The 25227-nt window shown below is 76.8% G+C and carries 22 protein-coding genes and 1 tRNA gene; 7 read left to right on the top strand and 16 right to left on the bottom strand.

Annotated elements, in window-relative coordinates; genetic code table 11:
- Window positions 1-22: 22 nt before the first annotated feature.
- From BMZ16_RS11040 to BMZ16_RS19765, 3 genes are all read right to left on the bottom strand, one after another.
- A complete protein-coding gene (locus tag BMZ16_RS11040) occupies window positions 23-463 on the bottom strand; it encodes an OsmC family peroxiredoxin (RefSeq protein ID WP_089801044.1) in 441 nt (146 codons plus the stop codon).
- Window positions 464-534: 71 nt separating this feature from the next.
- Window positions 535-1689, bottom strand: coding sequence for an AAA family ATPase (locus BMZ16_RS11035; protein WP_089800426.1), 1155 nt, complete (start codon window positions 1687-1689; stop codon window positions 535-537).
- A gap of 16 nt (window positions 1690-1705) precedes the next feature.
- A complete protein-coding gene (locus tag BMZ16_RS19765; RefSeq protein WP_255366572.1) occupies window positions 1706-3043 on the bottom strand; it encodes a M15 family metallopeptidase in 1338 nt (445 codons plus the stop codon).
- A 128-nt stretch (window positions 3044-3171) separates the two neighbouring features.
- On the opposite strand from BMZ16_RS19765, the gene BMZ16_RS11025 reads away from it, so the two are divergent.
- The 4 genes from BMZ16_RS11025 to BMZ16_RS11010 all read left to right on the top strand — a co-directional run bounded on the left by BMZ16_RS11025 (window position 3172) and on the right by BMZ16_RS11010 (window position 10041).
- Window positions 3172-3669, top strand: a complete 498-nt coding sequence (locus BMZ16_RS11025) for a hypothetical protein (protein WP_089800424.1) — start codon at window positions 3172-3174, stop codon at window positions 3667-3669.
- A 264-nt stretch (window positions 3670-3933) separates the two neighbouring features.
- Entirely contained in the window at window positions 3934-8058 is a 4125-nt protein-coding gene (locus BMZ16_RS11020) for a S8 family serine peptidase (protein ID WP_089800422.1), read from the top strand.
- 142 nt (window positions 8059-8200) lie between these two features.
- Window positions 8201-9373, top strand: a complete 1173-nt coding sequence (locus BMZ16_RS11015; protein WP_089800420.1) for a DUF3806 domain-containing protein — start codon at window positions 8201-8203, stop codon at window positions 9371-9373.
- Window positions 9374-9507: 134 nt separating this feature from the next.
- Entirely contained in the window at window positions 9508-10041 is a 534-nt protein-coding gene (locus tag BMZ16_RS11010; RefSeq protein ID WP_089800418.1) for a hypothetical protein, read from the top strand.
- 9 nt (window positions 10042-10050) lie between these two features.
- Here the strand turns inward: BMZ16_RS11010 and BMZ16_RS11005 are convergent, their stop codons facing one another.
- The 6 genes from BMZ16_RS11005 to BMZ16_RS10980 all read right to left on the bottom strand — a co-directional run bounded on the left by BMZ16_RS11005 (window position 10051) and on the right by BMZ16_RS10980 (window position 16043).
- Window positions 10051-11034 (bottom strand): 5'-3' exonuclease, encoded by a 984-nt coding sequence (locus tag BMZ16_RS11005; RefSeq protein WP_089800415.1) that lies wholly within the window; start codon window positions 11032-11034, stop codon window positions 10051-10053.
- A 127-nt stretch (window positions 11035-11161) separates the two neighbouring features.
- Window positions 11162-12688: a hypothetical protein gene (locus tag BMZ16_RS11000; RefSeq protein WP_089800412.1), complete on the bottom strand. Its 1527-nt coding sequence runs from the start codon at window positions 12686-12688 to the stop codon at window positions 11162-11164.
- 122 nt (window positions 12689-12810) lie between these two features.
- Window positions 12811-13416, bottom strand: a complete 606-nt coding sequence (locus BMZ16_RS10995) for an RNA polymerase sigma factor (protein ID WP_369822541.1) — start codon at window positions 13414-13416, stop codon at window positions 12811-12813.
- 189 nt (window positions 13417-13605) lie between these two features.
- Complete coding sequence (locus BMZ16_RS10990) at window positions 13606-15114, bottom strand: MinD/ParA family ATP-binding protein (RefSeq protein ID WP_089800410.1); 1509 nt, start codon at window positions 15112-15114, stop codon at window positions 13606-13608.
- Between the two features lie 184 nt (window positions 15115-15298).
- On the bottom strand, window positions 15299-15685 hold the full coding sequence (locus BMZ16_RS10985) for an ATP-binding protein (RefSeq protein ID WP_255366571.1): 387 nt from the start codon (window positions 15683-15685) through the stop codon (window positions 15299-15301).
- A 124-nt stretch (window positions 15686-15809) separates the two neighbouring features.
- Window positions 15810-16043 (bottom strand): PspC domain-containing protein, encoded by a 234-nt coding sequence (locus tag BMZ16_RS10980; protein ID WP_089800407.1) that lies wholly within the window; start codon window positions 16041-16043, stop codon window positions 15810-15812.
- 166 nt (window positions 16044-16209) lie between these two features.
- Here BMZ16_RS10980 and ligD point away from each other — a divergent pair, with 166 nt between their 5' ends.
- Window positions 16210-17274, top strand: a complete 1065-nt coding sequence (gene ligD / locus BMZ16_RS10975; RefSeq protein ID WP_089800405.1) for a non-homologous end-joining DNA ligase — start codon at window positions 16210-16212, stop codon at window positions 17272-17274.
- Between the two features lie 46 nt (window positions 17275-17320).
- On the opposite strand, the gene BMZ16_RS10970 is transcribed toward ligD, so the two are convergent.
- A complete protein-coding gene (locus tag BMZ16_RS10970) occupies window positions 17321-18385 on the bottom strand; it encodes a M15 family metallopeptidase (RefSeq protein WP_255366570.1) in 1065 nt (354 codons plus the stop codon).
- A gap of 168 nt (window positions 18386-18553) precedes the next feature.
- On the opposite strand from BMZ16_RS10970, the gene BMZ16_RS10965 reads away from it, so the two are divergent.
- Window positions 18554-20074, top strand: coding sequence for a hypothetical protein (locus BMZ16_RS10965; protein ID WP_089800402.1), 1521 nt, complete (start codon window positions 18554-18556; stop codon window positions 20072-20074).
- A 72-nt stretch (window positions 20075-20146) separates the two neighbouring features.
- Entirely contained in the window at window positions 20147-20473 is a 327-nt protein-coding gene (locus tag BMZ16_RS10960) for a hypothetical protein (RefSeq protein ID WP_089800400.1), read from the top strand.
- A gap of 26 nt (window positions 20474-20499) precedes the next feature.
- Here BMZ16_RS10960 and BMZ16_RS10955 read toward each other — a convergent pair whose 3' ends face one another.
- From BMZ16_RS10955 to tmk, 6 genes are all read right to left on the bottom strand, one after another.
- Window positions 20500-21210 carry a LiaF transmembrane domain-containing protein gene (locus tag BMZ16_RS10955; protein ID WP_089801035.1) on the bottom strand — a complete coding sequence of 237 codons (711 nt, stop codon included), beginning with the start codon at window positions 21208-21210 and terminating at the stop codon, window positions 20500-20502.
- 52 nt (window positions 21211-21262) lie between these two features.
- Window positions 21263-21454, bottom strand: coding sequence for a hypothetical protein (locus BMZ16_RS10950; protein ID WP_089800398.1), 192 nt, complete (start codon window positions 21452-21454; stop codon window positions 21263-21265).
- A gap of 162 nt (window positions 21455-21616) precedes the next feature.
- A tRNA-Thr gene (locus BMZ16_RS10945) sits at window positions 21617-21689 on the bottom strand.
- A 78-nt stretch (window positions 21690-21767) separates the two neighbouring features.
- On the bottom strand, window positions 21768-23294 hold the full coding sequence (locus BMZ16_RS10940; protein ID WP_089800396.1) for an alpha/beta hydrolase: 1527 nt from the start codon (window positions 23292-23294) through the stop codon (window positions 21768-21770).
- Between the two features lie 72 nt (window positions 23295-23366).
- Window positions 23367-24503, bottom strand: coding sequence for a DNA polymerase III subunit delta' (locus BMZ16_RS10935; RefSeq protein WP_089800394.1), 1137 nt, complete (start codon window positions 24501-24503; stop codon window positions 23367-23369).
- The gene (gene tmk / locus BMZ16_RS10930) at window positions 24500-25210 is read right to left on the bottom strand and encodes a dTMP kinase (RefSeq protein ID WP_255366569.1); all 711 of its coding nucleotides are present in this window, start codon (window positions 25208-25210) and stop codon (window positions 24500-24502) included. The genes BMZ16_RS10935 and tmk overlap by 4 nt, the downstream gene beginning before the upstream one ends.
- Window positions 25211-25227 lie beyond the last annotated feature (17 nt).

The raw sequence follows: 25227 nt of genomic DNA, 5'->3' as shown, positions 1-25227 counted from the left end.
TGCGCCGCCGGGCGCCCCGGTGTCAGGACTCCAGGGCTGCGTCGAGCGTGATGTCCGTGCCCGTCAGCGCCTTGCTGACAGGGCATCCCGCCTTGGCCTTCTCGGCCGCCTGCTGGAACCCGGCCTCGTCGAGGCCCTCGACCTCACCCCGGACCTTCAGGGCGATGCCGGTGATGCGGAAGCCGCCCGCCGGGTCCGGGCCGAGGCTGACGTCGGCCGTCACCTCGAGGGCGACGGGCGTCCCGCCGGCCTCGGCGATGTCCGCGGACAGCTGCATGGCGTAGCACGACGAGTGCGCCGCGGCGATGAGCTCCTCGGGGCTCGTCGTGCCGCCGGCGTCCTCGGCCGCCCGCTTCGGGAACGAGACGTCGTACGTGCCGACCTTCGAGCTGCTCAGCTCGACCTGGCCGCCGCCGTCCTGCAGCGTGCCGTTCCAGGCGGTGCGTGCGGTGCGCGTGGGCATGACCACTCCTTCGTCCGTCGGTGGGTGGGCGCGAGACGCGCCCCCCAGCGACCCTACGGGGGTGCCCCGCGTCAGCGCGCGCGCTCCAGGTGCGCGGCGACCACGTGCGGCGGCGCACCCGCGGCCCGCAGCGCCCAGGCGGCGCGGGCGTGCAGCGCCCGGCGCTGCCCCTCGTCGAGCGCGGCGTACAGGGACGTGCGGACCAGGTCGTGGCGGAACACCAGGCGGTCGCCGCGCGCGTGGACCACGCCGGCGGCCAGACCGTGGCGCAGCGTCCGCCAGCACTCCGTGACGGGCTCGCCCGCCAGCGCGGCGAGGTCCCCGACGACGAACGACGCGCCCAGCACCGACGCCTGCCCGAGCATCGTGAGGACCTGCGGTCCCAGGTGCTGCACGTGGGCGCGCCCCACCTCGTCGAGCTCGTCGAGCCAGCCGGTGCCCACGGCCTCGACCACCCCGCCCGAGCGTTCCAGCACCCCGCACGCCTCGGCGGTCCGCAGCACGTCGACCACGAGCCGCGGGTTGCCGCCGGTCGTCGCGAGCACGCCGCGCAGCGCCGGCCCGACGCTCCCGCGCAGCAGGTGCTCGGCCAGCTCGACGGTCGCGGCCGGCCCCAGCGGGCGCAGCTCCAGGTAGCGGGCCCCCGCGCGGGTCCAGCCGGCGACGACCACGTCCAGCTCGGCGCGGTGCGGCACCCCGCGCATCGTCATGACCGTCAGGGCGCTGGGCAGCGCCCCCTCGCCCGCCAGGTCGGCCAGCAGGTGCAGGCTGCACGGGTCGGCCAGGTGCACGTCCTCGAGCACCAGCACCCACGGGCCGAGCTCACCGCGGCGCCGCACCAGGGCGGCGAACAGCTCGTCCGCCCGCGCGAAGCGCGCCGGGGCGTCGGCACGTCCGGGCGGCAGGACGTCCAGCAGCGCCGCGAGCTCGGCCACGACCGGGCCCCGCCCGTCCCGGCCGCGCGACGGCCCGAGCAGCGCGTCGGTGAGCAGCGTGTACGGCGGGGCCGCGGGACCGACCGCGCGCCCGAGGCACACCTCGATGCCCAGGAGCCCGGCGGCGCCCTGCAGCGCCTCGACCAACCGGGTGCGACCGACGCCGGCCTCACCCTCCAGCAGCACCGTGGCACCGCCACCGGTCGCGACGGAGGAGAGCAGCTCGTCGATGTCGTCGAGCTCGGCCCCGCGCCCGACGAGCGGGCGCGCGCGGGAGGTCGGCTCGGTCATGCCCCGATCGTATGACTCAGCCCACGTACTCCCAGTGCCACGGCTCCGGCTTGCTGCCGCCGGCCTGCGCCCAGCCGGGGTGGACCCACTGGAACGACCCGGCGTTCTCGCGCATCCACCGGTGCTCGGCGGTGCCGAAGCCCTGCACCCCGCCGGCCAGGTCGACCGCGAGACCCCAGCCGTGGTTGGACGTGCCGGGCGTGGCGCACAGGCCACCCTTGTTGGCGCGGCACGCGACCTGCGCACCGTAGGACCGGTAGGAGTCGGTCACGTGCAGCGGCCGGCCGAAGTGCGCGGTGAACGCGTTGTTGAGCGACTCGAGGGCCTCGGCCGCGTCGCAGCGCAGCTTGGCGTTGGCGTCGAAGGAGACCCCGCACAGCGCCTCGCCGGGGATGCGCCCGTTCGCGTAGCCCTGCAGGGACACCTTCCACGCGGCGCGCTGCGCCTCCTGCTCGGCGGCGACGCGTGCCGCCTCCTCGGCGGCGGCCTGCGCGGCGGCCTCGGCGGCGGCCTGCGCCGCCGCGGCCTCGGCCCGCTTCTGCTCCGCGGTGCCGGAGACGGCCTGGGCCACCTCCTTGACGCGGTCGAGCGCCGCACGCAGCGGCGTGGTCGCGGGGTCGGTGGTGGGGGGCAGCGTCACGTCGGCGATCCGCTCGGACGCGTCCTCCTCCGCCGGGGCGCCCTCGGCGGGAGCCTGCTCGGCGGGCGCGGGCTCGGCCTGCGCGTCCTGGGCCGGCGCCTCGGCGGCGGCCGCGGCGGCCTCGGCGGCGGCCGCGGCGGCCTCGGCGGCGGCGGCGTCCTCGGCGGTCGCGCCGTCCGCCGCGTCGACGGTCGCGTCGACGGTCTGCGCGGCGCCCGTGTCGGCGGCGTCCTGCTCGCCGCGCTCCGCACCGCGCGAGGCGCTGCGGGTCCGCTCGACGATGTCGGGGATCTCGACGTCGGCCATGGCGGCCTGCAGCTCGGCGGTCGCGGTGTCGAGCTCGGCGAGCAGCTCGGCGGGGACGGCGGCGTCGGCGGCGTCCGCGCGGACGGCGGCGGCCTCGTCGACGGCGGCCTGCGCCGCATCGACGGCCTGCGCGCGCAGCTGCGCGGTGTACGCGTCGGCCGCGCGGTCGGCCGCTGCCCGGGTGAGGGAGGAGTCGTCACCGGCCACTGCGGCGACGGACGGGTCGGCGTCGGTCGTCATGACGACCGCGCCCATGCTGAGGACGAGGGCCAGGGCGATGCCGCCCTGGGCGGTACGGATGGCGAGACGGGGGACGCGCGCGGTGCTGGGTGCTGCCGTCCGCTGGGGGCGGGGGGCGGCGTGCTTGCCTCCCGCCCGTCGCCGAACGGTGATCAATCTGTTACTCACGCGCAACACGTTATGTGTCTCGGACCGGCGTCCAGAAAAGTTGAGGCCGAGAGACCGCGAAGATCGTGTGCACGTTCTGTTACCACGTCGACACACCACCCGCACGGCGGCCGACTACGCTGACGCCCGTGCCCGCAGACGACGTCCGCCACGACACGGCGAGGACCGTCACCCCGCCGTCCGCCGCGGACGGCGGGGGCCTGGACGACCTCTACGACATCGCCCGCCTCGCACGGCGGCTCGACGTGGAGCACGCGACGATCCGCGTCTGGCTGTCCCGCAAGGTGCCGTGGCTGCCGCCCCCGGACGGCCGGCTCAACGGCGGTGCGGTCTGGCGCGCGTCGACGCTCGAGGGCATCGAGGACCGGCGCTTCCGGCGCCGCCCGGGCCGCAAACCCCGCTTCACCTCGGCACCTGCCGCTGCCGACGTGCCGCGCACCGGGTCCGTCCCCGTGGTGGCCCCCCGCACGGGCGCCATCCCGCTCGTCACCGCACGGACCGTGCCCGACGGCGTCGCCGGCGCGGACCAGCCCCTCGGCTCCCCCGGCGTCGCGTCCCCCGCAACGGTCCCGACCGTCGCCGCGAGCGACGCGACGCAGCCCGTCGGGGCGCTCCGCACCCGCTGACACCGGGTCGACCCCGGGCCGATCCCGGCCCTGGTCCCGGTCCTCCCCCTCCCTGCGCCGCGCGTGCGCCGGGCCGACCGCGCGAAGCCGACGAACCTCGCGGACGACCAGGTTGTGGAGAAGGGGTGACGAAACGCCTACCGGTCAGTACCGTTCACGGAGCGCCGGGCACCTGTGACAACAGCCATACCCGGATGTGACGCCTCGCGGCTGCCCGCGGGGCGCCGATCGCTCCGCGTCGTCCGACACCCGGGATGAGACCACATGCCACGTCGCCTGCTCGCCGGCCTGACCGCCGCCTCCGTCGTCCTCACCGCCGCGCTGCTCGGCACACCGGCCGCGACCGCGGCACCCCCGCCGGACGACCTCGCCGGCCTGCTGGTCGGCCGCGACGTCCCGGTCCAGCGGACCGAGGGCGTGGGCGACGCGCTCGCCGCGGCCGAGGGCACCGTCACCGCGTTCGTCGAGCTCGACACGCCCTCGGGCGTCGAGGTCATCGCCGACGGCGGCACCCCGGCCGACGTCCGCGACGCGGCATCCGCCACGCAGGCAGCAGCCGAGGACGTCGTCCCGGCCGAGGCCGGGGCCACCGCCCGCTCCGCCACCGCGCAGCCGCAGCGCCTCGCGACCGTCACCAACCTCGTGTCCGGTGCCCTCGTGCTCGGCGACGCGGCCCAGCTCCGCGCCCTGGCCGACGAGCCCGGCGTGCGCGCCGTGCGCCTGGTCGCCGAGCGCACCCCCGACAACGCCGCCCAGGTCGAGTTCACCCGGACCCTGGCCACGTGGCAGGACACCGGGGTCCTCGGCACCGACGTCACGATCGGCGTCATCGACACCGGGATCGACTACACCCACGCCACCTTCGGCGGACCGGGCACGGTCGAGGCCTACGAGGCCGCGTACGGCGAGAACGGCAGCGGACCGGCGCCGCAGGGGTCGTACGACCCGACCAAGTACCTCGGCGGCTACGACTTCGCCGGGACCGACTACGACGCCGGCGGCGAGGGTGCCCAGCTGGTGCCCGTGCCCGACGACAACCCGATCGACGTGAACGGCCACGGCACGCACGTGGCCGGCACCGCCGCCGGGTACGGCGTGACGCCCGACGGCGAGACGTTCGAGGGCGACTACTCGGAGCTCGGGTCCGTGCACGACTGGCCCGTCGGCCCGGGCACCGCGCCCGCGGCCGGGCTGTACTCGCTCAAGGTGTTCGGCGACGTCGCCGGCTCGAGCAGCCTGTCGGCGCTCGCGCTCGACTGGGCGGCCGACCCGGACGGCGACGGCTCCTTCGACGACCGCCTCGACGTGCTCAACCTGTCGCTGGGGGCGTCCGGCTCCCCCGCGGACGACCCCGAGTCGGCGCAGGTCGCCGAGCTCACGGCGCTCGGCACCACCGTCGTGCTCTCCGCCGGCAACGAGGGTGACATCGAGGACATCGGCGGCTCGCCCGGCAACGGGTTCGCCGGGCTGACGGTCGCCTGGTCGATCGGCAAGGACCTCGCGTTCGACGCCCTCGAGGTCGTCGAGGCGTCCGACCCCGCCCTCGTCGGCCGCCACGCCGGCCAGAACTCCGTCGCCTACGCCGGTGAGGACGTCACCGCGCCGGTCGCCTTCCTCGGTGAGCGGTTCGACGGGTGCACCGCCTTCACGCCCGAGCAGTCCGCGACCGTCGCCGGCAAGATCGCCTACCTGTGGTGGGACGACGACGACGCGACCCGCACGTGCGGGTCGGTCGCGCGGTTCGACAACGCGACGGCCGCCGGCGCGGTCGGGGTGCTCCTGCCCACCGGGATGACCGTGTTCGCCGCGGGCATCTCCGGCAACGACGCGATCCCGGGGTTCCAGCTCACCGCGGCGGCCACCGACGCGCTGCTGCCCGAGATCGAGGCCGGCACGCTCGTGGCGCACATCGGTCCGTCGCTCGCGCTCAGCACCCGGCAGGACGTCGGCGCGGACACGCTCAGCCCTTCCTCGTCGCGCGGTGTGCACGGCTCGCTCGGCTGGGGCAAGCCCGACGTGGCGGCACCCGGTCAGCAGATCGTGTCCGCGGCCGTCGGGTCGGGCAACGGCGGGTCGTCGAAGAACGGGACGTCGATGGCGGCCCCGCACGTCGCCGGCATCGCCGCGCTCGTCCGCGAGGCGCACCCGGGGTGGTCCGCGGCGCAGATCAAGGCCGCGATCGTCAACACCGCGACGCACGACCTGGCCACCGAGGTCGGCGGCGACCTGTTCTACGGCCCGGCCCGTGTCGGGTCCGGCCGCGTCGACGCGCTCGCCGCGGTGACCAGCAGCACGCTCCTGTACAACGCGCAGCAGCCCCAGCAGACGTCGGTGAGCTTCGGCGTCGTGCCGCTGGCGGACGAGCCGGTGACGATCCGCAAGGCGGTCACCGTGCAGAACCTCGGGTCGACCGCCCGCACCTACAGCACGCAGGTCACCTCGAGCACCACGGCGGGCGCCGCCACCATCACGGCCTCGCCCGCCAGCCTGCGGGTGCCGGCCGGCGGCACCGGCGTCGTGACGCTCACGTTCACGGCCGACCCGGCGACCGTCGCACGGCAGATCGACCCCACGCAGCAGGCCGAGCAGATCCCCGACCTGCCCCGCGAGTACGTCTCGCAGGTGTCGGGTCGCCTGGTCCTCACGTCCGGGGGCACGCAGTGGCGGCTGCCGGTGCAGGGCACGCCGCGCCCCACCACCGACCTCGAGGCCGCCGCCGTGGCGTTCCCCGACGCCGCGGCGCAGACCGCGGATCTGGTGCTCAGCGGTCGTGACGTCGAGGCCGAGGGCTGGGCGGGCCTCGCCTCGCCGCTGGTGCACGCCGCGGACTCGCCGCGGCTCGAGGCGCTGCCCGCGGGCGTCGAGACGTCGCGCTCGACGATCGCGGCCGGCGACATCCGGCACGTCGGCTGGGCGTCCACCGCACCCGCGGTGGTGGACGGTGGCGGTGACCCGACGCTCGACGGGTACCTCGGGGTGGGCATCGCCACCGACGGCGACTGGGCGGTCCTGGGCCACGCCCTGCGGCCGTGGGTGCTCGTCGACACGGACGGCGACGCCGAGCCCGACGTGGTGGCGATCGCCAGCAAGATGACCGACACCGACTACACCGTCGTCGAGACGTACGACTGGGAGACCGGTGACCTGCTGGCCGGGCCCGAGCTGCTGTACCCGGTCGCCGGCGGGCTCGAGATGGGCGCCTTCGACAACAGCACGGTCGTGGTGCCGGTGCCGCTCGCGGCGCTCGGGGTCGAGGCCGGCACCGACGTCGGCGTCTGGGCGCAGATGCGCAGCCCGTACGCCGTGTCGGGCGACGGGGTCGTCGACTCGGTCGGCCCGTTCACGGTCGACCCGTACGACCCGCCGCTGTGGTTCGAGCCGGCCACCGACGACCTGTTCGTCGCCCCGGCGTCCGACGGCAGCTCGATCACCGTCCACGGCGGCCCGGGGGCGGCCGACGCCGACGTGCTGGTGCTGCACCACCTCAACGGCGCGGGCGACCGTGCACAGGTGGTGGACGTGACCGTGCCGGAGGCCATCGCGACGACGACGACCCTCGAGGTGGACTCGGGGCGCACCGCCGGCCAGGGCAACCTGCTGCAGATGACGGTCGCCCCGCGGGACGCCGAGGGCACGTTCACGCTCTACGACGGCGACACGCAGATCGGCACGACCGAGGTCGTGGACGGCGGCGGCGTGTGGAGCACGTGGTCGCTCGGGGCCGGCACGTACCGGTTCCGCGCGGAGTTCACGCCGGCCTCCCCGCGGTGGGAGCCGTCGTCGTCGCCGGTCGTGGAGGTGACGCTGGCGCCGTCCACGTCCACCACGACGCTGAGCGTCTCGCCAGCGAGCGTGCGCTACGGGCAGCCGGCCACGGCCACGGTCACGGTGACCGGCGGGAGCTGGGCACCGTCCGGCGCGGTGACGATCCGCGAGCGCGACAAGGTCCTGGGGACCGCCGACCTCACGGTCGACGAGCTGACCGGCACCGCGACGGTCGAGCTGCCGCGCGACCTGGCGACCGGCACCCACCGGCTCGTCGCGGAGTTCGCCGGGACCACCGACGTCGAGGCCTCGCAGGCCGGCGCGCAGCTGCGCGTGACGCCGGCACCCGCGGCCGTGACCCTCGCGGCGGACGACTGGACCGTCCCCCGCGGGAGCACCCCCACGGTGACCGTGCGCGTGGGCGGCGGCGAGGGCGCACCGGCGGCCACCGGTCGCGTCACGGTGCTGCTCGGGCTGCGGTCGCTCGGCACCTACCGGCTGACGGACGGCGCGGCGAGCGTCACGCTGCCCGCCGTCCGCTCCACCGGCGTCCTCACGGTGCTGTACGGCGGCGGCGGCGGGTACCTGCCGGGCGCGGCCGCGCAGGTGGTGCGCGTGGGCTGACACGCGTCCGCACCGCGCATCGAGCGGGTGCCGCCCGGGGGCCGACCGGGCGACACCCGCTCGCACGTGTCAAGCCGGGGCGCCGCGCGGCCGATGCGTGCGCATGGGACTGGACCGACGGACACCGCAAGGGAGCGGATCCGTGCTGCCCACCCCCCACGGACCGACCGACGCGTCCCCGCCCGAGGGGCCGGCCGCCGTGGCGGAGGGCGGCACGCCGGACACGGTCGCGCTGCTGCGCGTGGTCGAGCACCTCGCCGAGGTACCCGACGAGCCGGACGACGCGGAACGGCAGCGTCCCGCGTCACCCGAGGGTGCCGAGGAGGTCGAGGACGCTGCGGACGCCGCGGAGGCTGCCGACGCTGCGGAGGCTGCCGACGCTGCGGAGGCTGCAGACGCTGCGGAGGCTGCCGACGCCGAGGTGGCCACCGGGGTCGCCGACGCCACCGAGGTCGCCGACGCCGAGGAGGCTGTCGTCGCCGAGGACGTCGCCGACGCCGAGGCTGCCGAGGACGCCGCTGAGGACGTGGCACCGGAGGACCCGGCAGCGGAGGACGCCCCCGGTCCCGCACCCGCCGCCGACGACGAGCCGGCGCTCCCCGGTGCGGACGAGGGAGCAGCCGCACCGGACGACGTGGCACCGGACGCCGAGGGTGACGATCCGGCGGACCCCGCCAGCACCGACGAGGAACCCGCGGACACCCCCGCCGACGACGAACCCACGGGCACCGAGCCCCCCGACGACGTGGCGCTCACGGACGACGCGGAGCTCACGGACGACACGGAGCTCACGGACGACGCGGCGCTCCCGGACACCGGGCCGACCCCCGGCCCCGACCCGGCGGTGGCGCCGCCCGCCCCCGTCGGTCCCGTGGCGACGGCGCTGTCGGACACGCGGCACCGGATCGACGAGCTCAACCCGGCCGAGCGGCTGTTCCTCGGGCAGCAGCGGGCCATGGTCGCGGAGCTGTGCCGCGACCCGTTCGACGCCGACGCGGTCGGCGCGCTGTTCGACCGCGTGCACGAGCAGTGGACCCAGGCGGACGACCGGCCCGACCCGCGGCCCCTGGCGGACGCGTTCGGCGTCGCGCTCGGCGACCTCGTGTGCGCCGAGGTGCCCGACCTGGGCTGGGCGACGTGCAGCGACCGGTTCGGCACCGAGATCGTGCTGGCCCGCGAGGACCCCGAGGTGCTCGTCTACCCGATCGCGTCGGTCGCGCGCGACTGGCCGACCGCCGGACCCGGCTGGTTCGTGGCGCACCTGGCGACGGTGCTGCGGGGCGTCCGTCCGGACGGTGCACCGCACGACGCCTGACCCCCTGATCTGCGGGCCCCGGCCACCTCCCCACCCCCCGGGAGAGGTGGCCGGGGCCCGCTGCTGCGCACGTCCGCGACGCGCCGCGGACGCCCGATGTCATGCCGGACGCCCGGGATGCCGATACTGGGGGGGTGACGACGTTCGACGACACCGGCATCTTCGAGCTGGTCGACGAGGAGCAGGACGCTCCCGAGCGACCGCAGCGCGCGCGTGTGGTCGCTGTGCTGGTGGTCGCGGCCGCCCTGGTCGTCGCGGGCGTGACGTGGCTGCTGCTGGCGCGGTCGGCCGATGCGCCCGCCCCGGAGCAGCTCTCCGTCGCGCTGCTCGACCGCCAGGCGGAGCCCACGGACGTGCTCCCCTCCGAGGTCGTCGAGCAGACGGGCGTCGACCCGACGAGCTCGCGCTTCGCCGTCCGCACGGCCGCCGGCCAGCACTACGCGGCGCTGCGGTGGGACGGCAGCCTGTGCCTGGTGGCGGTGCCGGACGGGGACGCCGCCCGCGTGGTCTGCGTCGCGCCGTCCGCGGCGGCCACGGCCACGCTCACGGGGCCCGACGAGTCGCGTGTGCGGCTGGGCACCGACACCGCGCCCGCCCCCGACGCGTCCGAGGGGTGGCGCGCCGCGGGCGCGAACGTGTGGGTGCTGGACGCACCCCCGGCAGGCTGACCCCCGCGGTCAGCCGTCCCGGCGCTCACCCGCCGCGGTCAGCACGTCCACCAGCCGGCGCACGCTGGACGCGAGACCCCACCGCTCCGCGAGCGCGACGAGCGCGTCCGGGTCGGCGGGCACCGTCGGCAGGCGGTCGTCCACGTCCTCGACGGGTGCGTCGGGTGCGACGGTCACCACGCGGGGCGCGACCGCGAGGTAGTCGGCCGCGTCGGTGAGCCGGGTGCGCTGCGTCGCCGTCAGGCCCCGGTCCCCGGCGTCGCGCGCCGCGAGCACGCCCTCGAGGGTCCCGTAGCGACGCAGCAGCGCGGCCGCGGTCTTCTCCCCGACCCCGGGGACGCCGGGCAGCCCGTCGCTCGGGTCACCGCGCAGCACGGCCATGTCGGCGTACGCGCGTCCGGTGCTCACCCCGTACCGCTCCTGCAGCACCTGCTGGTCGACCACCAGCAGGTCCTTGACGCCCTTCACCGGGTACAGCACCCGCACCGGGACGTCGTCGTCCACCAGCTGGAAGAGGTCCCGATCGCCGGTCACGACGTCGACCGCGGCGCGCTCCCCGGGGTCCCGCGCCGCCTCGCGTGCGACGAGGGTGCCGATGACGTCGTCCGCCTCGAAGCCGGGCGCGCCCAGCCGCGGGATGCCCAGCGCCGCCAGCACGTCGACGATGACGGGCACCTGCGCGGTGAGCGCGTCGGGGACCTCCTCGACCCCGGTGGTGCCCGGGACCTCGCGCGCGACGCGGTGCGCCTTGTACGACGGCACGGCCTCGACGCGGAACGCCGGACGCCAGTCGTCGTCCCAGCAGGCGACCAGGCGGGTCGGGTGACGGTCCGCCACCAGCCGGGCGATCATCTCGAGGAGCCCGCGCACCGCGTTGACGGGCGTGCCGTCGGGGGCGCGCACGGAGTCGGGGACGCCGAAGAAGGCGCGGAAGTACAGCGAGGCGGAGTCCAGGAGCAGCAGACGCCCGGCGGGTCCGGCGGTGGCGGTCATGGGGGAACGCTACCGATCCGCCGGCCCGCCGGGAGGGGACGCCGGTGGCGCCGTGCCGTGGCCCTCCACCACGGCGCGACGCCACCGGTCGGCGGGTCCGCCGGACCCGCGGCCCGGCCCGGCCCCGTCAGGCGGGGCTCAGGTCGAGCTGGTCCTCCACCACCGCGACGACGCTCCACGTGCCGCCGTCGGCGTCGGTGAGCTCCCACGCCGGGACGACGAGCACGGCGCCGTCCGGCGCGGTGAGCACCGTGACACCCAGTCGGGCGCCGGTCAGGGTCACCTGCTGCACGGGCCAGGCCACGGGGTCACCGGGCGCGGGCACCGGGGGCACGGTCGGCTCGACCGGCTCCGGCAGCATCGTCGCGGTCTCGTCGAGCGTCGCGACGCCGCCCTCGGCGCGCGCGGCGAGCGGCACGACGCCGCTGGGCGACGCACCGAACCGGGGGTCGTTCAGCCGCTCGACGGCCTCGTCGGCGCTGATCACGTCGTACGTGCCGAGCGGCACGAGGGGCGCGAGCGTGCCGTAGAGCGACTGCACGCCGTCCCCCGCCAGCTGCACCGACCACCCCATCCCGGTCTGGTTACCGTCGACGACCTGCGTGCCGGTCACGTTCACCAGGCCGGGCACGCCGGTCTCGTCGGCCACCGTCACCTCGTAGCCGTCGGGTCCCACCCCGAGCTCCGCCATGAGGTCGCGGGCCCGCTCGATCGCCGCGTCACCGGTCGGGGTGCCGGCGGGGTCGCACGCTCCGGGATCGGGCTGGATCGAGACGTCCGGCCCACCGCCCTCCGGGGCGGCCGCCGCTCCCTCGACGGACCCCGGTGCCGCCGGCTCGACGGACGCGCTGTCGTCCGGTCCGCCCGACGTCCCCCCCGTGCAGGACGAGGGGTCGTGGGCGGGGTCGTAGAACCAGACGCTCGCGTACCCGTCGATGCCCACCTGGACCGTCGCGGACGTGCCGTCGGCCGAGCCGACGACCCACTGCCCCCACTCCTGCCGCGGCTCGCCGGGCACACCGAGCACGTCGGCCACCTGCGCGGCCGTCTGCGCCGTGGCGGCCTGCGACGCGTCGAGCGCCCATGCCTGCGCGGACCCCGCCGCACCCTCCAGGCCGCTGCCCGTGAACACGGTGCGCCCGCCGAACCACCCGCCGGCCATGCGCGCGTCCGCCGCCATCTCGGCCGCGCCCGCGCCACCGCCCTGCAGGGCGATCGCGGGCGCGGCCGGCTCGTCCGGCCCGGCGGCACCGACCGCGTACCCGCCGCCACCGACGACCGCGATGCCCGCGGCGACGGCGGCCACCTGCAGCCACCGGGCGGGGCGTCGCCGGGCACGGGCGGCCGCGAGCTCGTCCGGCGCGGGTGCGGCACCGCCGGGTCCGAGCCGCACGCCGGTGCTCACGGCGAGGCGTGCCCGCAGCCGCGCGGGGTCGGGCTCCGCACCGGCCGCCGGGTCGGCGGCGCGCACGCGGGCCACGGCGGCGTCGGCGGTGCCCGGGGCGTCGGCGGTGCCCGGGGCGTCGGCGGTGCCCGGGGCGTCGGCGGTGCCCGGGGCGTCGGCGGTGCCGCCGCGGCCCGGGGCGTCGGGGGCGTCGTCGTCGGGGACGCCGGTGCCGGGGACGCCGGTGCCGGGGTCGCGCGTGTCGTCCATGTGGTCCTCCTGGGGCGGGCTCGGCCCGTGTCCGTTCCTGCCCTGTCTGTGTGCCGGGGGCGGCGGGTCTTGCAGCGGTGGGACGTCGGGGCCGGTGATGTCGGCCGGGGTCGGGGCGGCGGTCAGCCGTCGACGCCCGCCGCGGCGAACGCGGTCCGCAGGCGCGCACGGGCGCGGGACAGCGCCGCGTCGGCCCCGCCCCGGCCGGTGCCGAGCGCGGCGGCCAGCGCGTCCCCCGTCAGGCCCTCCCAGGCGTGCAGCAGCAGCACCTCGCGGTCGCGCGCCGACAGGCCCGCGAGCACGGTCCGCACGGTGTCGTCACGCACGGCCCGCAGCGCGGGGTCGTCGGCGTCCGTCTCCTCGGGGACGTCCGCGACGGGCACGGGCCGGCTCTTGCGCCGGTGGTTGGCCACGACGTAGCCCGCGGTGCGGTAGAGCCACGGCAGCTCGGCGCCCTCCGGCACGTCGTCGCGGCGCCGCCAGGCGACCGTCAGGACGTCGGCCGTCAGGTCCTCGACGTCCGACGGGGCGACCCGCCGCAGGACGTACCGGTGCACGGCGGTGGCGTGCGCGCGCACCAGGTCCTCGAACCACGCCGCACCGCGCCCACCGTCCGCGGCGACGGTGTCGGGGTCCGGCGCACCGGTGGGCACGGCGTCGCCGTGCGCGGTGCCGACCGCGGTCGGGTCGGTGCGGGGGTCGGTGTCGTGCTCAGGGTGCGCGGGCACTGCGGCTCCCGGGTCGGGCGTGCGTCGGACGTCGGTCGGGACGGTGCGGGCACCACCCTCACCCTCCCGGTGTCGCGACGTGTCCCGATCTTGCACGGCCCGGTCGGGACGTCGTCGCGGGGACGGCCCGTCGTGCGCGCCGCACCGGCCGGCAGGGTCGCCGACGCTGCGCGCCGGCGACCCGTCCCGTCACAGGCCGTCGGCCACCACGGCGGTCGCACGGAGCCACGCGTCGCGCGTCGCGGGGCGCAGCGAGGCGTGGTCGATCGGTCCGCCGGACACCAGCGCCTTGTCGTGCGGGACCTCGACCACAGCCCGCGTCAGTGCACCGAAGTGCGAGCGCAGCCGCTGCCGCAGGTCCTTGTCGACCTTGGGCTCGGGGAACGACAGGATCGTCACGGCCTGCCGCACGAGCTCCTCCTGGCCCGTCGCCCGCAGCGCGTCGAGCGCCCACGCGGCGGACTGCGCGGTGTCCTCGCGCAGCGTCGACACCACGACCAGCTGATCGGCCGAGCGCACCGCCGCCTGCCAGTTCGAGGCGCGCATGTTGTTGCCCGTGTCCACGACCAGCACCCGGTAGAACTGCGTCAGCACGTCGTGCAGCGCCCGGTACGACGCCGCATCGACGCTCTCGATCGACGCCGCGTTCTCGTCCGAGGCCAGGACGTCGAACTGCTCGTCCTGCTGCGTGCGCACGAACTGGTCGAGGTCGCCGATGCGCAGGGTGCCGCGCTGCGTGAGGTCCGGCAGGGAGTGCAGCAGGTCCACCGCGGTGCGCGTGTGGTCCCCGTGCGAGGAGCGCCAGCCCAGCGTGCCGCGGGTCTCGTTGTTGTCCCAGGCCAGGGTGTACCCGCCGCGGGCGAGCCCGAACGTCGAGGCCAGCAGCATCGTGGCGGTGGTCTTGTGCGCGCCGCCCTTGGGGTTGACGACGACGACCGTGCGCGGGCCGTCGAAGGTGCGGCGGATCGCCTCGACCTGGGACCGGCGCGTGCGCTCGGCGGCGCCGGGGCGCGGCTTGACCGCACCGAAGGTGAGGCGGCGGACCGTGCGCTGCCAGCCCTGCTCGGCCGGGCCCTCGTGGCCGGGGTGCCGGGCGGCGAGCAGGTCGTCGAGCGTGGGCAGGGTCGCCGGGTCCGACGCGCGCCGCTCGGCGCGGGTCCCCGACGTCGCCGCGCCGGCGGCCACCGCGGGCACGGGCCCGGACGTCGTGGCGGGCGCGCCCGGTGCCGCGTCGTCCCCGACCACGGGGGTCGCCCCGCTGGGCACGAGCGGCGTCGGCGTCGACACCGGGTCGGGCGTGGACCACGCGGCCGGCTCGACGACGGGCACCGGCGCGCTGAGCGCGAGGTCCCGCTCGTCCGCCTCGTCGACGCGACCGTCGGGGTGGATCAGCAGGGCCCACAGCCCGTCGGGGTCGCGGACCTCGACGGGCAGCGCACGGCCCGCGTCGGCCGCGAGCGCCGCGATGCGCCCGGTCACGGCGGCACCCGCCTGCGCGAGGTCGGCCATCGCGATGGTCTCCCGGACGCCGTCGACGGAGATCTCGCCCGTACCGTCCTCGCGGACCTCGGCCGTGATCTGCGGCAGACGCAGGAGCGCGTCGTCGCCGTCCACCGCCGTGACCGAACCGGTCGCCGTCGGGACCGCGCCCGTCGTGGCTCCCGGCTCCGTGGCCACGTTGCCGTTCTTGCCCGTCATGTCTGCTCCCTACGTCCTGCCCGGCACGCGACCCACCGTCACCGGCACCCCGCAGGCGCGAGCACGCCACATCCTGGACGAACGTATCGTCAGACCAGCAGACGCGCACAACGGACGTCGCCCGCAGCGCACCGTGCACCCGTGGCCCAGCGCACACCCCGCCGCCCGTCGCCGGCGGCGGGCGTCAGTCGTCGGTCTCGACCTCGAACCACACGGTCGTGCCGCCGTCGGGCAGCCGGGCCGAGCCCCACGCGGTGGACAGCGCGTCGACCAGGGCCATGCCCCGCCCGTTGGGCTCGGTGGGCTCGGGGTGCCGGACCCGCGGCACGCCGCCCCCGCGGTCGGTGACGGCGACGCGCACGACGCCACCGTCGACGCGCACGGCCACGCGGACCGGCTCGCCGGCCGGCCCGTGGATCACCGCGTTGGACACGAGCTCACCCGCGAGCAGCTCGATGACCTGGTTGGACGCACCTCCGACACCCGCTCCGGCGATGGCCCGCATGACCCAGTGACGTGCGTGCCGAGGGGCGCTGCGCTCGGCGGTCAGGACCACCTCGTCGTCGAGCACGGGCGGGGGGGTGCCGCGGCGGCTGCGAAGGTCACGGACTTCTCCCACAGGCACCAGCGTGCCCGACGAGACGCCGTCCTGCCGCCTGGGACCACGACCCGGACGGGTGACCAGCACGATGCGGTCAGGCCGTCCGGGTCGGCGGCACCCACCCCTGCGGGGGCATGCAGAACCACAGCACCGCGTACACGACGACCGCGCTGCCGGGCAGGATCGTCAGGAGCAGCAGCGCGAGGCGCACCATCCACGCGTCGATCCCGGTGCGTGCCGCGACACCCGCGCACACCCCCGCCAGCCACCGTCCGTTCTGCGGTCGCACCAGCCCTGCCCGGGCGAACGCCCCACGTATGCCGTCCATCGGTCCTCCTCGTCGTCGGTACGACGAGTCTGGACGGCCGTCCGCGTGGACGCCTCCGGGGCGGCCCCGGACCCGACCCTGAGACGACCCCGGCCCGCCCCCGGGGGGCAGCCGCCCGGACGCCCGCGGAGGGCGCGCGTGGGCGCCGACCTCTACGGTGTGACCCATGGCACAGACCTCGGCGGTGGAGCTGGACGTCCGGGGGCGCACGGTGCGGGTCAGCAGCCCGGACCGCGTCGTGTTCCCGGAGCGCGGCCTGACCAAGCTGGACGTGGTGCAGTACTTCCTGGCCGTGGGCGACGGGATCCTCGGCGCGCTGCGTGACCGCCCCACCACCCTGGAGCGCTGGCCGAAGGGCGTCTTCGAGGGCGCCCGCATGGCGACCCGGCAGGACTCCTCGGGTGACGCGTTCTACCAGAAGCGGGTCCCGCAGGGCGCACCGGGGTACGTCGAGACGTCCCGCATCGCCTTCCCCTCGGGGCGCACCGCCGACGAGGTGGCGCCCACCGAGCTGGCGGTCGTGGCGTGGGCCGCGAACCTGGGGACCCTGACCTTCCACCCGTGGCCGGTGGTGCGCGACGACGTCGACCGGCCCGACCAGGTGCGCATCGACCTCGACCCGCAGCCGGGCACCGACTTCGCCGACGCCGCGCGCGTCGCCCCGCACGTGCGCGAGCTGCTCGCGGAGCACGGGATGGAGGGGACCCCCAAGACGTCGGGCGGGCGAGGGCTGCACGTCTTCGTGCCGATCGAGCCGGAGTGGACGTTCACCGACGCCCGCCGCGCCACCATCGCGTTCGGCCGCGAGCTGGAGCGCCGCCTGCCCGACCAGGTGACGATGCGGTGGTGGAAGGAGGAGCGCGGCCGCAAGATCTTCGTCGACTACAACCAGATGGCCCGGGACCGCACGATCGCGTCCGCGTACTCGATCCGCTCCAACCCGCGCGCGACGGTGTCGGCGCCGCTGACGTGGGACGAGGTCGGCGACGCGCACCCGGACGACTTCGACGTGTCGACCATGCCCGCCCGGTTCGCGGCCGTCGGTGACCTGTTCGCCCCGCTCGTGGCCGGGGGCACGCCCCGGTACCGCCTGGACTCCCTGCTGGAGCTCGCGGACCGTCAGGAGAGCGACGAGGGGCACGGCGACCTGCCCTACCCGCCGGAGTACCCGAAGATGCCGGGCGAGCCCAAGCGCGTGCAGCCCAGCAAGGACCGCGACCGCCCCCGCTGACGCGCCGGGCCGGGCGTCCGACGCGTCCCGGCCGGCCGGGACGCCGTCACCCCCGGTACTCGTAGTGCCAGTACTCGGGGTTCGAGCCGCCCTGCCGGGCCCACGTGGGCGAGACCCAGCCGTACGCGGGGCCGTGGGCCACCAGCCAGGCGCGCGCCGGGGAGTCCCAGCCGTACTCGCAGGGCAGCTCCGGCACGTCCAGGGCCAGGCCGGTGCCGTGCGAGGACGTGCCGGGCACGGCCGCGACCGACCCGAGCGCCTCGCGCATCGCCACCTGGGTGTCGAGGTCGCGGTACGTGAGGTCCAGCGCGAGGTCGTGCCCGAGCGCGGCACGGAACGCCCGGTTGAGCCGCTCGAGCGCGGCCGCCGCGTCGGCGCGCAGGTAGAAGGGGGTGCCGCGGGAGTCGCGCGTCCAGGACACGGCGGTGAGCGCGGAGGGCGGCAGCCGGCCGTTCGACCCGTCACCCCCTTCCGTGGGCACCGACGTGTAGAACGCGGGGCCGCCGTAGGTCGTCGCGCAGCGGTCGGCACCCCCGCCCGCCGCGGGCGCGGGGGTCCCGGGCCGGGTGGTCGCCCGCGCCGCCCGCGCGGCCTCGGCCGCGGCCCGGGCCGCCTCCTGCTCGGCCACGCGGGCCTGCTCCGCCGCGACCGCCGCGTGCACGGCCTGCTCGGCGGCAGTCAGCTCGGCCGTCAGTCGTCGCGCGACCAGCGGCGACGCGGTGGGTGCCGCCGCGCGGCCCGCCGCGAGGTGCGCGGCCAGCGCGGTGCGTGGCGCCTCGTCGTCACCGACGCGGTCCGCGGACGCCTCCAGCGTCTGCTGCCCGTGCGCGAGCGCCGCCGCGAGCGCGGAGCGGGCGCCGGTCAGCAGGGCGGACGACCCCGCCGCGTCGGACGTCGCCCCCTCGACGGCCCGGGCGGCCACGTCCGCGTGCACCACCGCGAGCGCGTCGTCGACGCGCCCGAGCGCCGCCTCCCGCGCGGCCTGCGCCTCGCGTCGCTCGGCCGCGGTCCAGGTCTGCACGCCCACGCCCACCCCGAGGGCGAGGGAGGCCGCGGTGACGGCGGCGACGGCGACGCGACGGATGAGGACCTCCCCGGGGACCGTCGTCACGGTAGCCGAGCCCGCGCGGAGCGCCACCGGGCGGGACGCCGGTGGCGAGGGGCGCACCCGGGACGCCGGGTGGGCGGGGGCAGGGCCGGGCGCGTCGGGACGGCGCGGTCACCACGACTCACACGTCCGGGTCCTCAAGGCGCGCGCCGGCGACGCCGATGAGCGGGCATGGACACCGTCTCGCCCGCGCCCGCGGCGAGGTCCGCCGCCCCCACGGCACCCTTGCTCGCACGCCCGCTGACTCCCGGGGAGTCCGCCCACCTCGACCGCCTGCGCGCCTGGCTGCAGGAGGACGGCACCGACGCGCGCGACGCCGCGGCGCTCGACGCACGCTGGGCGCGCCTGCTGCAGACGCACCCGGCGGACGCACCCGCACCCGCCGGCGTGTCCGCCGCGCTCGGGATCGCGGTCGGCGACCTCCTGCTCGCGTCGGTCACCGACGCGGTGTGGATGATGTGCCCCGGCCCCGACGGTGCGACCCCCGGCGTGCTGGTGCCGGACCGGCCCCACATGCCCGTCCTGCCCGTGCTCGACGCCCACCAGCGCTGGCGTGTGCGGTCGGCCTCGTGGACGGTCGACTACGTCCAGCGGGCGGCCGCGCACCTGGTGTCCGGCCGGCAGCAGGTCCCCACGCAGCACCCTGCGCCCGCCTCCGAGCAGGCACCCGCCGCGACCGCGCCCGAGCCGGCCCGGGCGCCGGCCGTGGCCCCGGACTCCCCCGCCGACGAGCCCGCCCCGCAGCCCGCCGCGTGGACCCCCACGTTCGTCGAGGACACCGCGCCCGACGAGCCCGCCCCGCAGCCCGCCGCCTGGAGCCCGACGTTCGTCGAGGACACCGGCAGCGACCTGGCCGCGCGCGACGCCGGGCTCGACGACCCCGCCCGGGAGCCTGCCGCGTGGACCCCGACGTTCGTCGAGGGCACCGGGACCGACGACGCCGACCTCCCGGTCACCTCCCCGGAGCCCGCCGCCTGGACGCCCACGTTCGTCGAGGACACCGGGCCCGACGACGCCGACCTCCCGGTCACCTCCCCGGAGCCCGCCGCCTGGACCCCCACGTTCGTCGAGGACACCGGACCCGACGACGCCGCCGACGAGCCGCCCGCCTGGACCCCGACGTTCGTCGAGGACGCGTCCGAGCCGTTCGCGGCCGACGTGGCCGCGGCGCCCTCGCTCGTCGAGGACCCCGCGCTCGTCGAGGAGCCCTCGCTCGTCGAGGAGCCCGCCGTCGCGCCGCAGTCGACCGTCACGCCCGGTCGCGGCCTGCCGGTCACGGCGCACCAGCACCTCACGCCGGAGGACCTGCCGCACCGCCCCTCGGAGCGGGTGCAGGACCTGGCGCTGCGGGCCCTCGAGCTCGCGCTGGACCGGGCCGTCGCGGACGCCGCGGGGTCCGCCCCGTTCGTGCTGGTGCGCGAGGGGTACGACGTCGAGGTGCTGGACTTCCCGCACTCCGACGCCGGCCTGGCGCAGGCGCGCGACGCGGCCCGGTCCGGCGGGTACACGGCGGCCGCGGTCGCGTGGACCAGCCCGGCCGACGCGACGCGCCCCCACCCCCGGGTCGTCGTCGACGCGTCCGCGGCGGGCCGCCCCGGCATCCGGGTCGCGCACTCGTACACGCACGACGAGCGCGGCGGCCACGAGGTCGGCGGACCGCTCGTCGTCGGGCAGTCGGCACCGGTCCTCTGACCGTCCGGCGGCACCCCGGAGCGGCCGCGCGACCGCCGCGCGGCCCACGGGGTCCCGTCCGACGATCGGCCCGTGGCCGACCGTGACACGCCCGCCCACGCGGCGGCGGAGGAGCGCCTGCACCGGGTGGCGCAGGAGCTCGCCGACGTGCCCGGCGTGGTGCTGCCCGCGGACGGCCGGCGGCACGTCGGCACCGCGATGCTGCGCGTCGAGGGCCGCATCGCCGCCTTCACGCCCGAGGACCGGCTGGTGGTCAAGCTCCCCGCCGACAGGGTGGCCGCACTGGTCGCGTCCGGCGACGGCTGCCCTTCCCGACGGGCCGGCCGCCGATGCGCGAGTGGGTGGCGGTCGCGTCGGACGACCCCGACGTCTGGCGGGTGCTGCTCGGGGAGTCCCTGACGTTCGTCGGCGGCTGACCGCAGGCGTCAGACGACGGGCGCGTCGGTGACCACCGGCTCGGCCTGCTTCTTGCCGTGCCGCACCTCGGCGCCCCCCATGATCGCCACGATGCGGACGTCGAGCACGGGCCCGCCGCCGACGGGCGGCTGGGTCTTGTTCTCCCAGCCACCGAGCAGCGGCAGCCCCGACGTGCGGACGTCCCAGGTGCGGGGCACCTTGATGTCCACCCCGCCCCAGAACGTGAACACGTCGATGCGTGCGGTGCCCTGGATGTCGGCCTCGCGCAGGTCCAGCTCGACGCCGCCCATGATCGCCGTCAGGCTCGCGGACCGGAAGTGCGGGGACCGGCTGCGCCGCTCCGTGCCCCACCAGAAGGCGAGCGCCGTGATGCGGTCGTCCTGCTGCTCGCGCGACGCGGCGCCGAACGTGATGCCCAGGCCGATGAGGATCACCGCGACCGGCCACAGGTAGTCCCACACGTCGACGTCGAGCACGTCGAGCCGGTCCAGCAGCAGCACCACACCGGCGGCCGTGATGACGACCGGGCCGAACCACGCCCGCGGCACGAGCAGCAGCGACGTCAGACCGGCCAGCACCACCAGCAGCGGCCACAGCGTCGAGGCGACCATGCCCAGGTCGATCTCGACGACGCCGGTCCGCTCCAGCAGCAGCACCACCCCCGCGAGCACGACGAGCACACCGAGGAGCACCTGACCGAGCGAGCGACGACCGTCCACGACCCCCACGCTATCGGCTGCCGGCCCCACCGTCACGGACCGAAGTCGCAGGTCAGTGCGTTGCACCCACCGGATGCTCCGGGCACGTCGCCGCGGTGCGGACGCACTGCGGGCACGGCTCGCAGCCCTCGGTGCCCTCGACCTTGTCGAACCACGCGAGGGTCCGACCGGCGGGGCAGTCGTCGTCCTCGTGGAAGACGTGCGGGGCGTTGCTGCGAGCGGAGTGGTACGGACGGACGTGCATGTCGGCCTCCTTGCCGATGCGCCCTGCCCTCTCGGGCCGTTCCCGCAGGCTAGAAGGACGCGCGACCCCGGACCCGGGACCTCCGTCCGTGGTGCGACCCGGGCCGTCCCCCGCCGGGGACGACGAAGGCCCCGCACGCACCGTGCGGGGCCTTCGTCCCGGAGCCGCCTAAGGGAATCGAACCCTTGACCTTCTCATTACGAGTGAGACGCTCTGCCGACTGAGCTAAGGCGGCATCGTCGTCCGACCGCGCACGTGCGCGACCGATCGGCGAGCGCGCCCACTGTACCCGGCGCACGCCCGGACACCAAAGTCAGCAGCGGGTCCCGTCGGCCGGCGCCTCACCGGTGAGCAGGTAGGTGTCCACGGCGCCCTTGACGCACTGGTTCGAGCGGCCGTACGCGGTGTGCCCCTCGCCCTCGTAGGTGAGCAGCACGCCGGAGGACATGATCTCCGCGAGCTGCTCCGCCCACGCGTACGGCGTCGCCGGGTCGTTCGTCGTGCCGATCACCAGGACGGGTGCGGCACCGTCCGCGGCGTACGACTCCAGCGCGCCGACGGCGGGCACCGGCCACGCCTCGCACGCCACGCCGCCGTAGGAGAAGAACCGCCCGACCGTGGGGGCGACCGCCGCGACCTCCGCCGCGTCCGCGCGCATGTCGTCCGGGTCGGCCGACGGGCGGTCGTCCAGGCACAGGATCGCGGAGAACGCCTCGTTCTGGTTCGAGGAGTACGTGCCGTCGGGGGCGCGCCCGTAGTAGCTGTCGGCGAGCTGCAGCAGCACCGACCCGTCGCCCTCCTCGATCGCCGCGGTCAGCGCCTGCGTGAGCAGCGGCCAGCTCGCCTGCGCGTACAGCGGCGCGGCGACGCCGCTGAACGCGAGCGCCAGGGTCAGCTCGCGGTCCGTGCCGGTGGGCAGCGGGTTCGCGGCGATCCGGTCGAACATGCGGGTGATCTGCGTCAGCCCGGCGTCGACGTCGCCGTCCAGGGGGCACGCGGCACCGGCCTGGCAGTCGGCCACGTACGCGCGCAGCGCACCCTCGAAGCCGGCGGCCTGCCCGGCGGCCACCTCACCGGAGTCGAGCGTCGGGTCCATCGCACCGTCCAGCACCATGCGCCCGACGCGCTCGGGGAACAGCGCCGCGTAGGTCGCGCCCAGCTCGGTGCCGTAGGAGAACCCCAGGTACGTCAGGGCCTCGTCGCCCAGGGCGGCACGCAGCACGTCCATGTCCCGCGCCGCGCTGACGGTGTCGACGTGCCCGAGCAGCGGACCGGTGCGCTCCAGGCACGCCTGCCCGAACTCCCCGTTGCGCTCGACGGCCTCCGCGATCCCCTCGTCCGTCGAGAGGTCCGGCACCCACGACGTCAGGGCGTCGAGCTCGGCGGGCTCCACGCACGTCACGGGCGACGAGTGCTGCACGCCCCGCGGGTCGAACGCGACCAGGTCGTACGCCGCGAGCACCTCGCGCGAGACGACCTGCCGGAAGAAGCCGAGGGTGTCGATGGCCGAGCGCCCCGGCCCCCCGGGGTTCACGAGCAGCGACCCGACGGGCTCGCCCGACGACGCGGGCACCCGGCGCAGCGCGACCGTGATGGTGTCCCCGTCGGGCTCCGTCCAGTCGAGCGGCACCGTGGCGTCGGCGCACTGCTCGCTGCCGCAGGTCGTCCACTCCAGCACCTGGTCGTAGAAGCGCGCGAGCGCCGGGTCGGACGTCCCGGAGGTCGCGGACGCGGCCGAGGTGGGGGCGGAGGCCTGGTGCTTCGGCGCGACGCAACCGGCGAGGCCGAGGGCGAGGAGGGCGACGAGGGCGCACCGGCGCAGGGTGGGTCGCGTCGGCATGCCCCTACGGTAGCCGCCGGACCGGCGCGTCAGGCACCGTCCGCGGGGCCTGTCGTCGCCGGACGGCGCGCGTCAGCCCTGCGGTCGCAGGGCGATCGCCATGGCCTCCACGGCGAGCAGCGGGGCGACGTTTCCCGCCAGGCGCGTGCGGGCCTGCCCGACCGCGTCCATGCGCCGCAGCGTCTGCTCCGGCGTGCTCCCGGCCGCCAGCGCACGGACCTCCGCCTCCTGCTCCACGTTCACCAGGTCCACGCCGGCGCCGAGCTGCACCACGAGCACGTCGCGGTACAGCGAGAGCAGGTCCACCATCGCCCGGTCGAGGACATCGCGCTGCGCCCGCGTCGCCCGGCGCTTCTGCTCCTCCTCGAGCTGACGCACCTGCGCGCGCAGCGACGGCGGCAGCTGCTGCGCACCGTCCGCGCCCATGCCACGCAGCAGCTCGTTCCGCTCGGCGGCGTCCCGCTCCTCGGTGGCGGCCTTCGCGTCGGCCTGCGCGGTCTCGACGAGCTCCCCCGCCGCGAGCACCGCGTCACCCACCCCGCGCACGCGCGACGCGAGGGACAGCACGGCCGCACGCCGCTCCCGCGCCTGCGGGTCCCGCGCGAGCCGGCGTGCGATGCCGATGTGGCTCTGGGCGGCGCGGGCCGCGACCTGCGCCACCCGGGGGTCGGCGCCGTCGCGCCGCACCAGCAGGTCGGCGACCGCGTCGACCGGCGGCACCCGCAGCGCGACGGAGCGGCTGCGGGAGCGGATCGTCACGAGCACGTCCTCCGGGCTCGGGGCGCACAGCAGCCACACGGTCCGCGCCGGGGGCTCCTCGATCGCCTTGAGCAGCACGTTCGCGCTCTGGTCGTTGAAGCGGTCGGCGTCCTCCACGACGATCACGCGCCACCGGCCCTGCGACGGTGACCGCTGCGCGAGCTCGACGAGCGGGCGCGTCGTGTCCACGCGGATGAACACGCCCTCGGTCGCGACGAACGTGACGTCCGGGTGCGCACCCGCCAGCACGGTGGTGCAGGCGTGACAGGTGCCGCACCCACCCGCCGGGCACTGGAGCGCGGCGGCGAAGGCGCGCGCGGCGTTGGAGCGACCGGACCCCGGGGGGCCGGTGAGCAGCCACGCGTGCGTCATCGCGGACGGGTCGGTCACCGCACGGCGCAGCACCGCGACGGCCGGCTCCTGGCCGACCAGGTCGTCCCAGACGCTCACGCCGCACCCCCGGTCGACGCACCGACGGGTCCCGCGCCGACGGGCGAGGCACCGAGCAGCGGCGCGACCCGGGCACGCACCTGCGCGGCGACGACCTCGGCCGGCTGGGAGGCGTCGAGGACCAGCCAGCGCCCGGGGTCCGCCGCGGCGCGGGCGAGGAACGCCTCACGGGTGCGCCGGTGGAACTCGTCGCCGGCCGCCTCGAGCCGGTCCGGGTCGCCGGTGAGGCGCGCCAGCCCGACCGCCGGGTCCAGGTCGAGCAGCACGGTGACGTGCGGGAGCAGCCCCTGCACGGCCCACAGCGAGAGCTGCTCGACGTCGTCCGCGCCGAGCCCGCGGCCCGTCCCCTGGTAGGCCACGGACGAGTCCAGGTAGCGGTCGGTGAGCACCACGGCACCGCGTGCGAGGGCGGGTCGCACCAGCGAGGCCACGTGGTGCGCGCGGTCGGCGGCGTACAGCAGCGCCTCCGTGCGCGGGTCCAGGTCCTCGCCGTGCAGCACCGCGCGACGCAGCTCCAGGCCCAGCGGCGTGCCGCCGGGCTCCCGGGTCACGACGACCTCGCGCCCGAGCGCCGTCAGGTGGTGCCCCAGCAGGGCGACCTGCGTGGACTTGCCGACCCCGTCGCCGCCCTCGAAGGACACGAGCACCCCGGGCGGCACCGCGTCCCCGGGTGCCGGGTCGGGGCGGGGGGTGCGGTCGGTGCTCACGCCGTCAGGCTAGTCGC

Origin of the sequence: Cellulomonas sp. KH9, assembly GCF_900114185.1 — a bacterium.
GTDB lineage: Bacteria > Actinomycetota > Actinomycetes > Actinomycetales > Cellulomonadaceae > Cellulomonas.
This window is presented reverse-complemented; position numbering and strand designations above follow the sequence as displayed.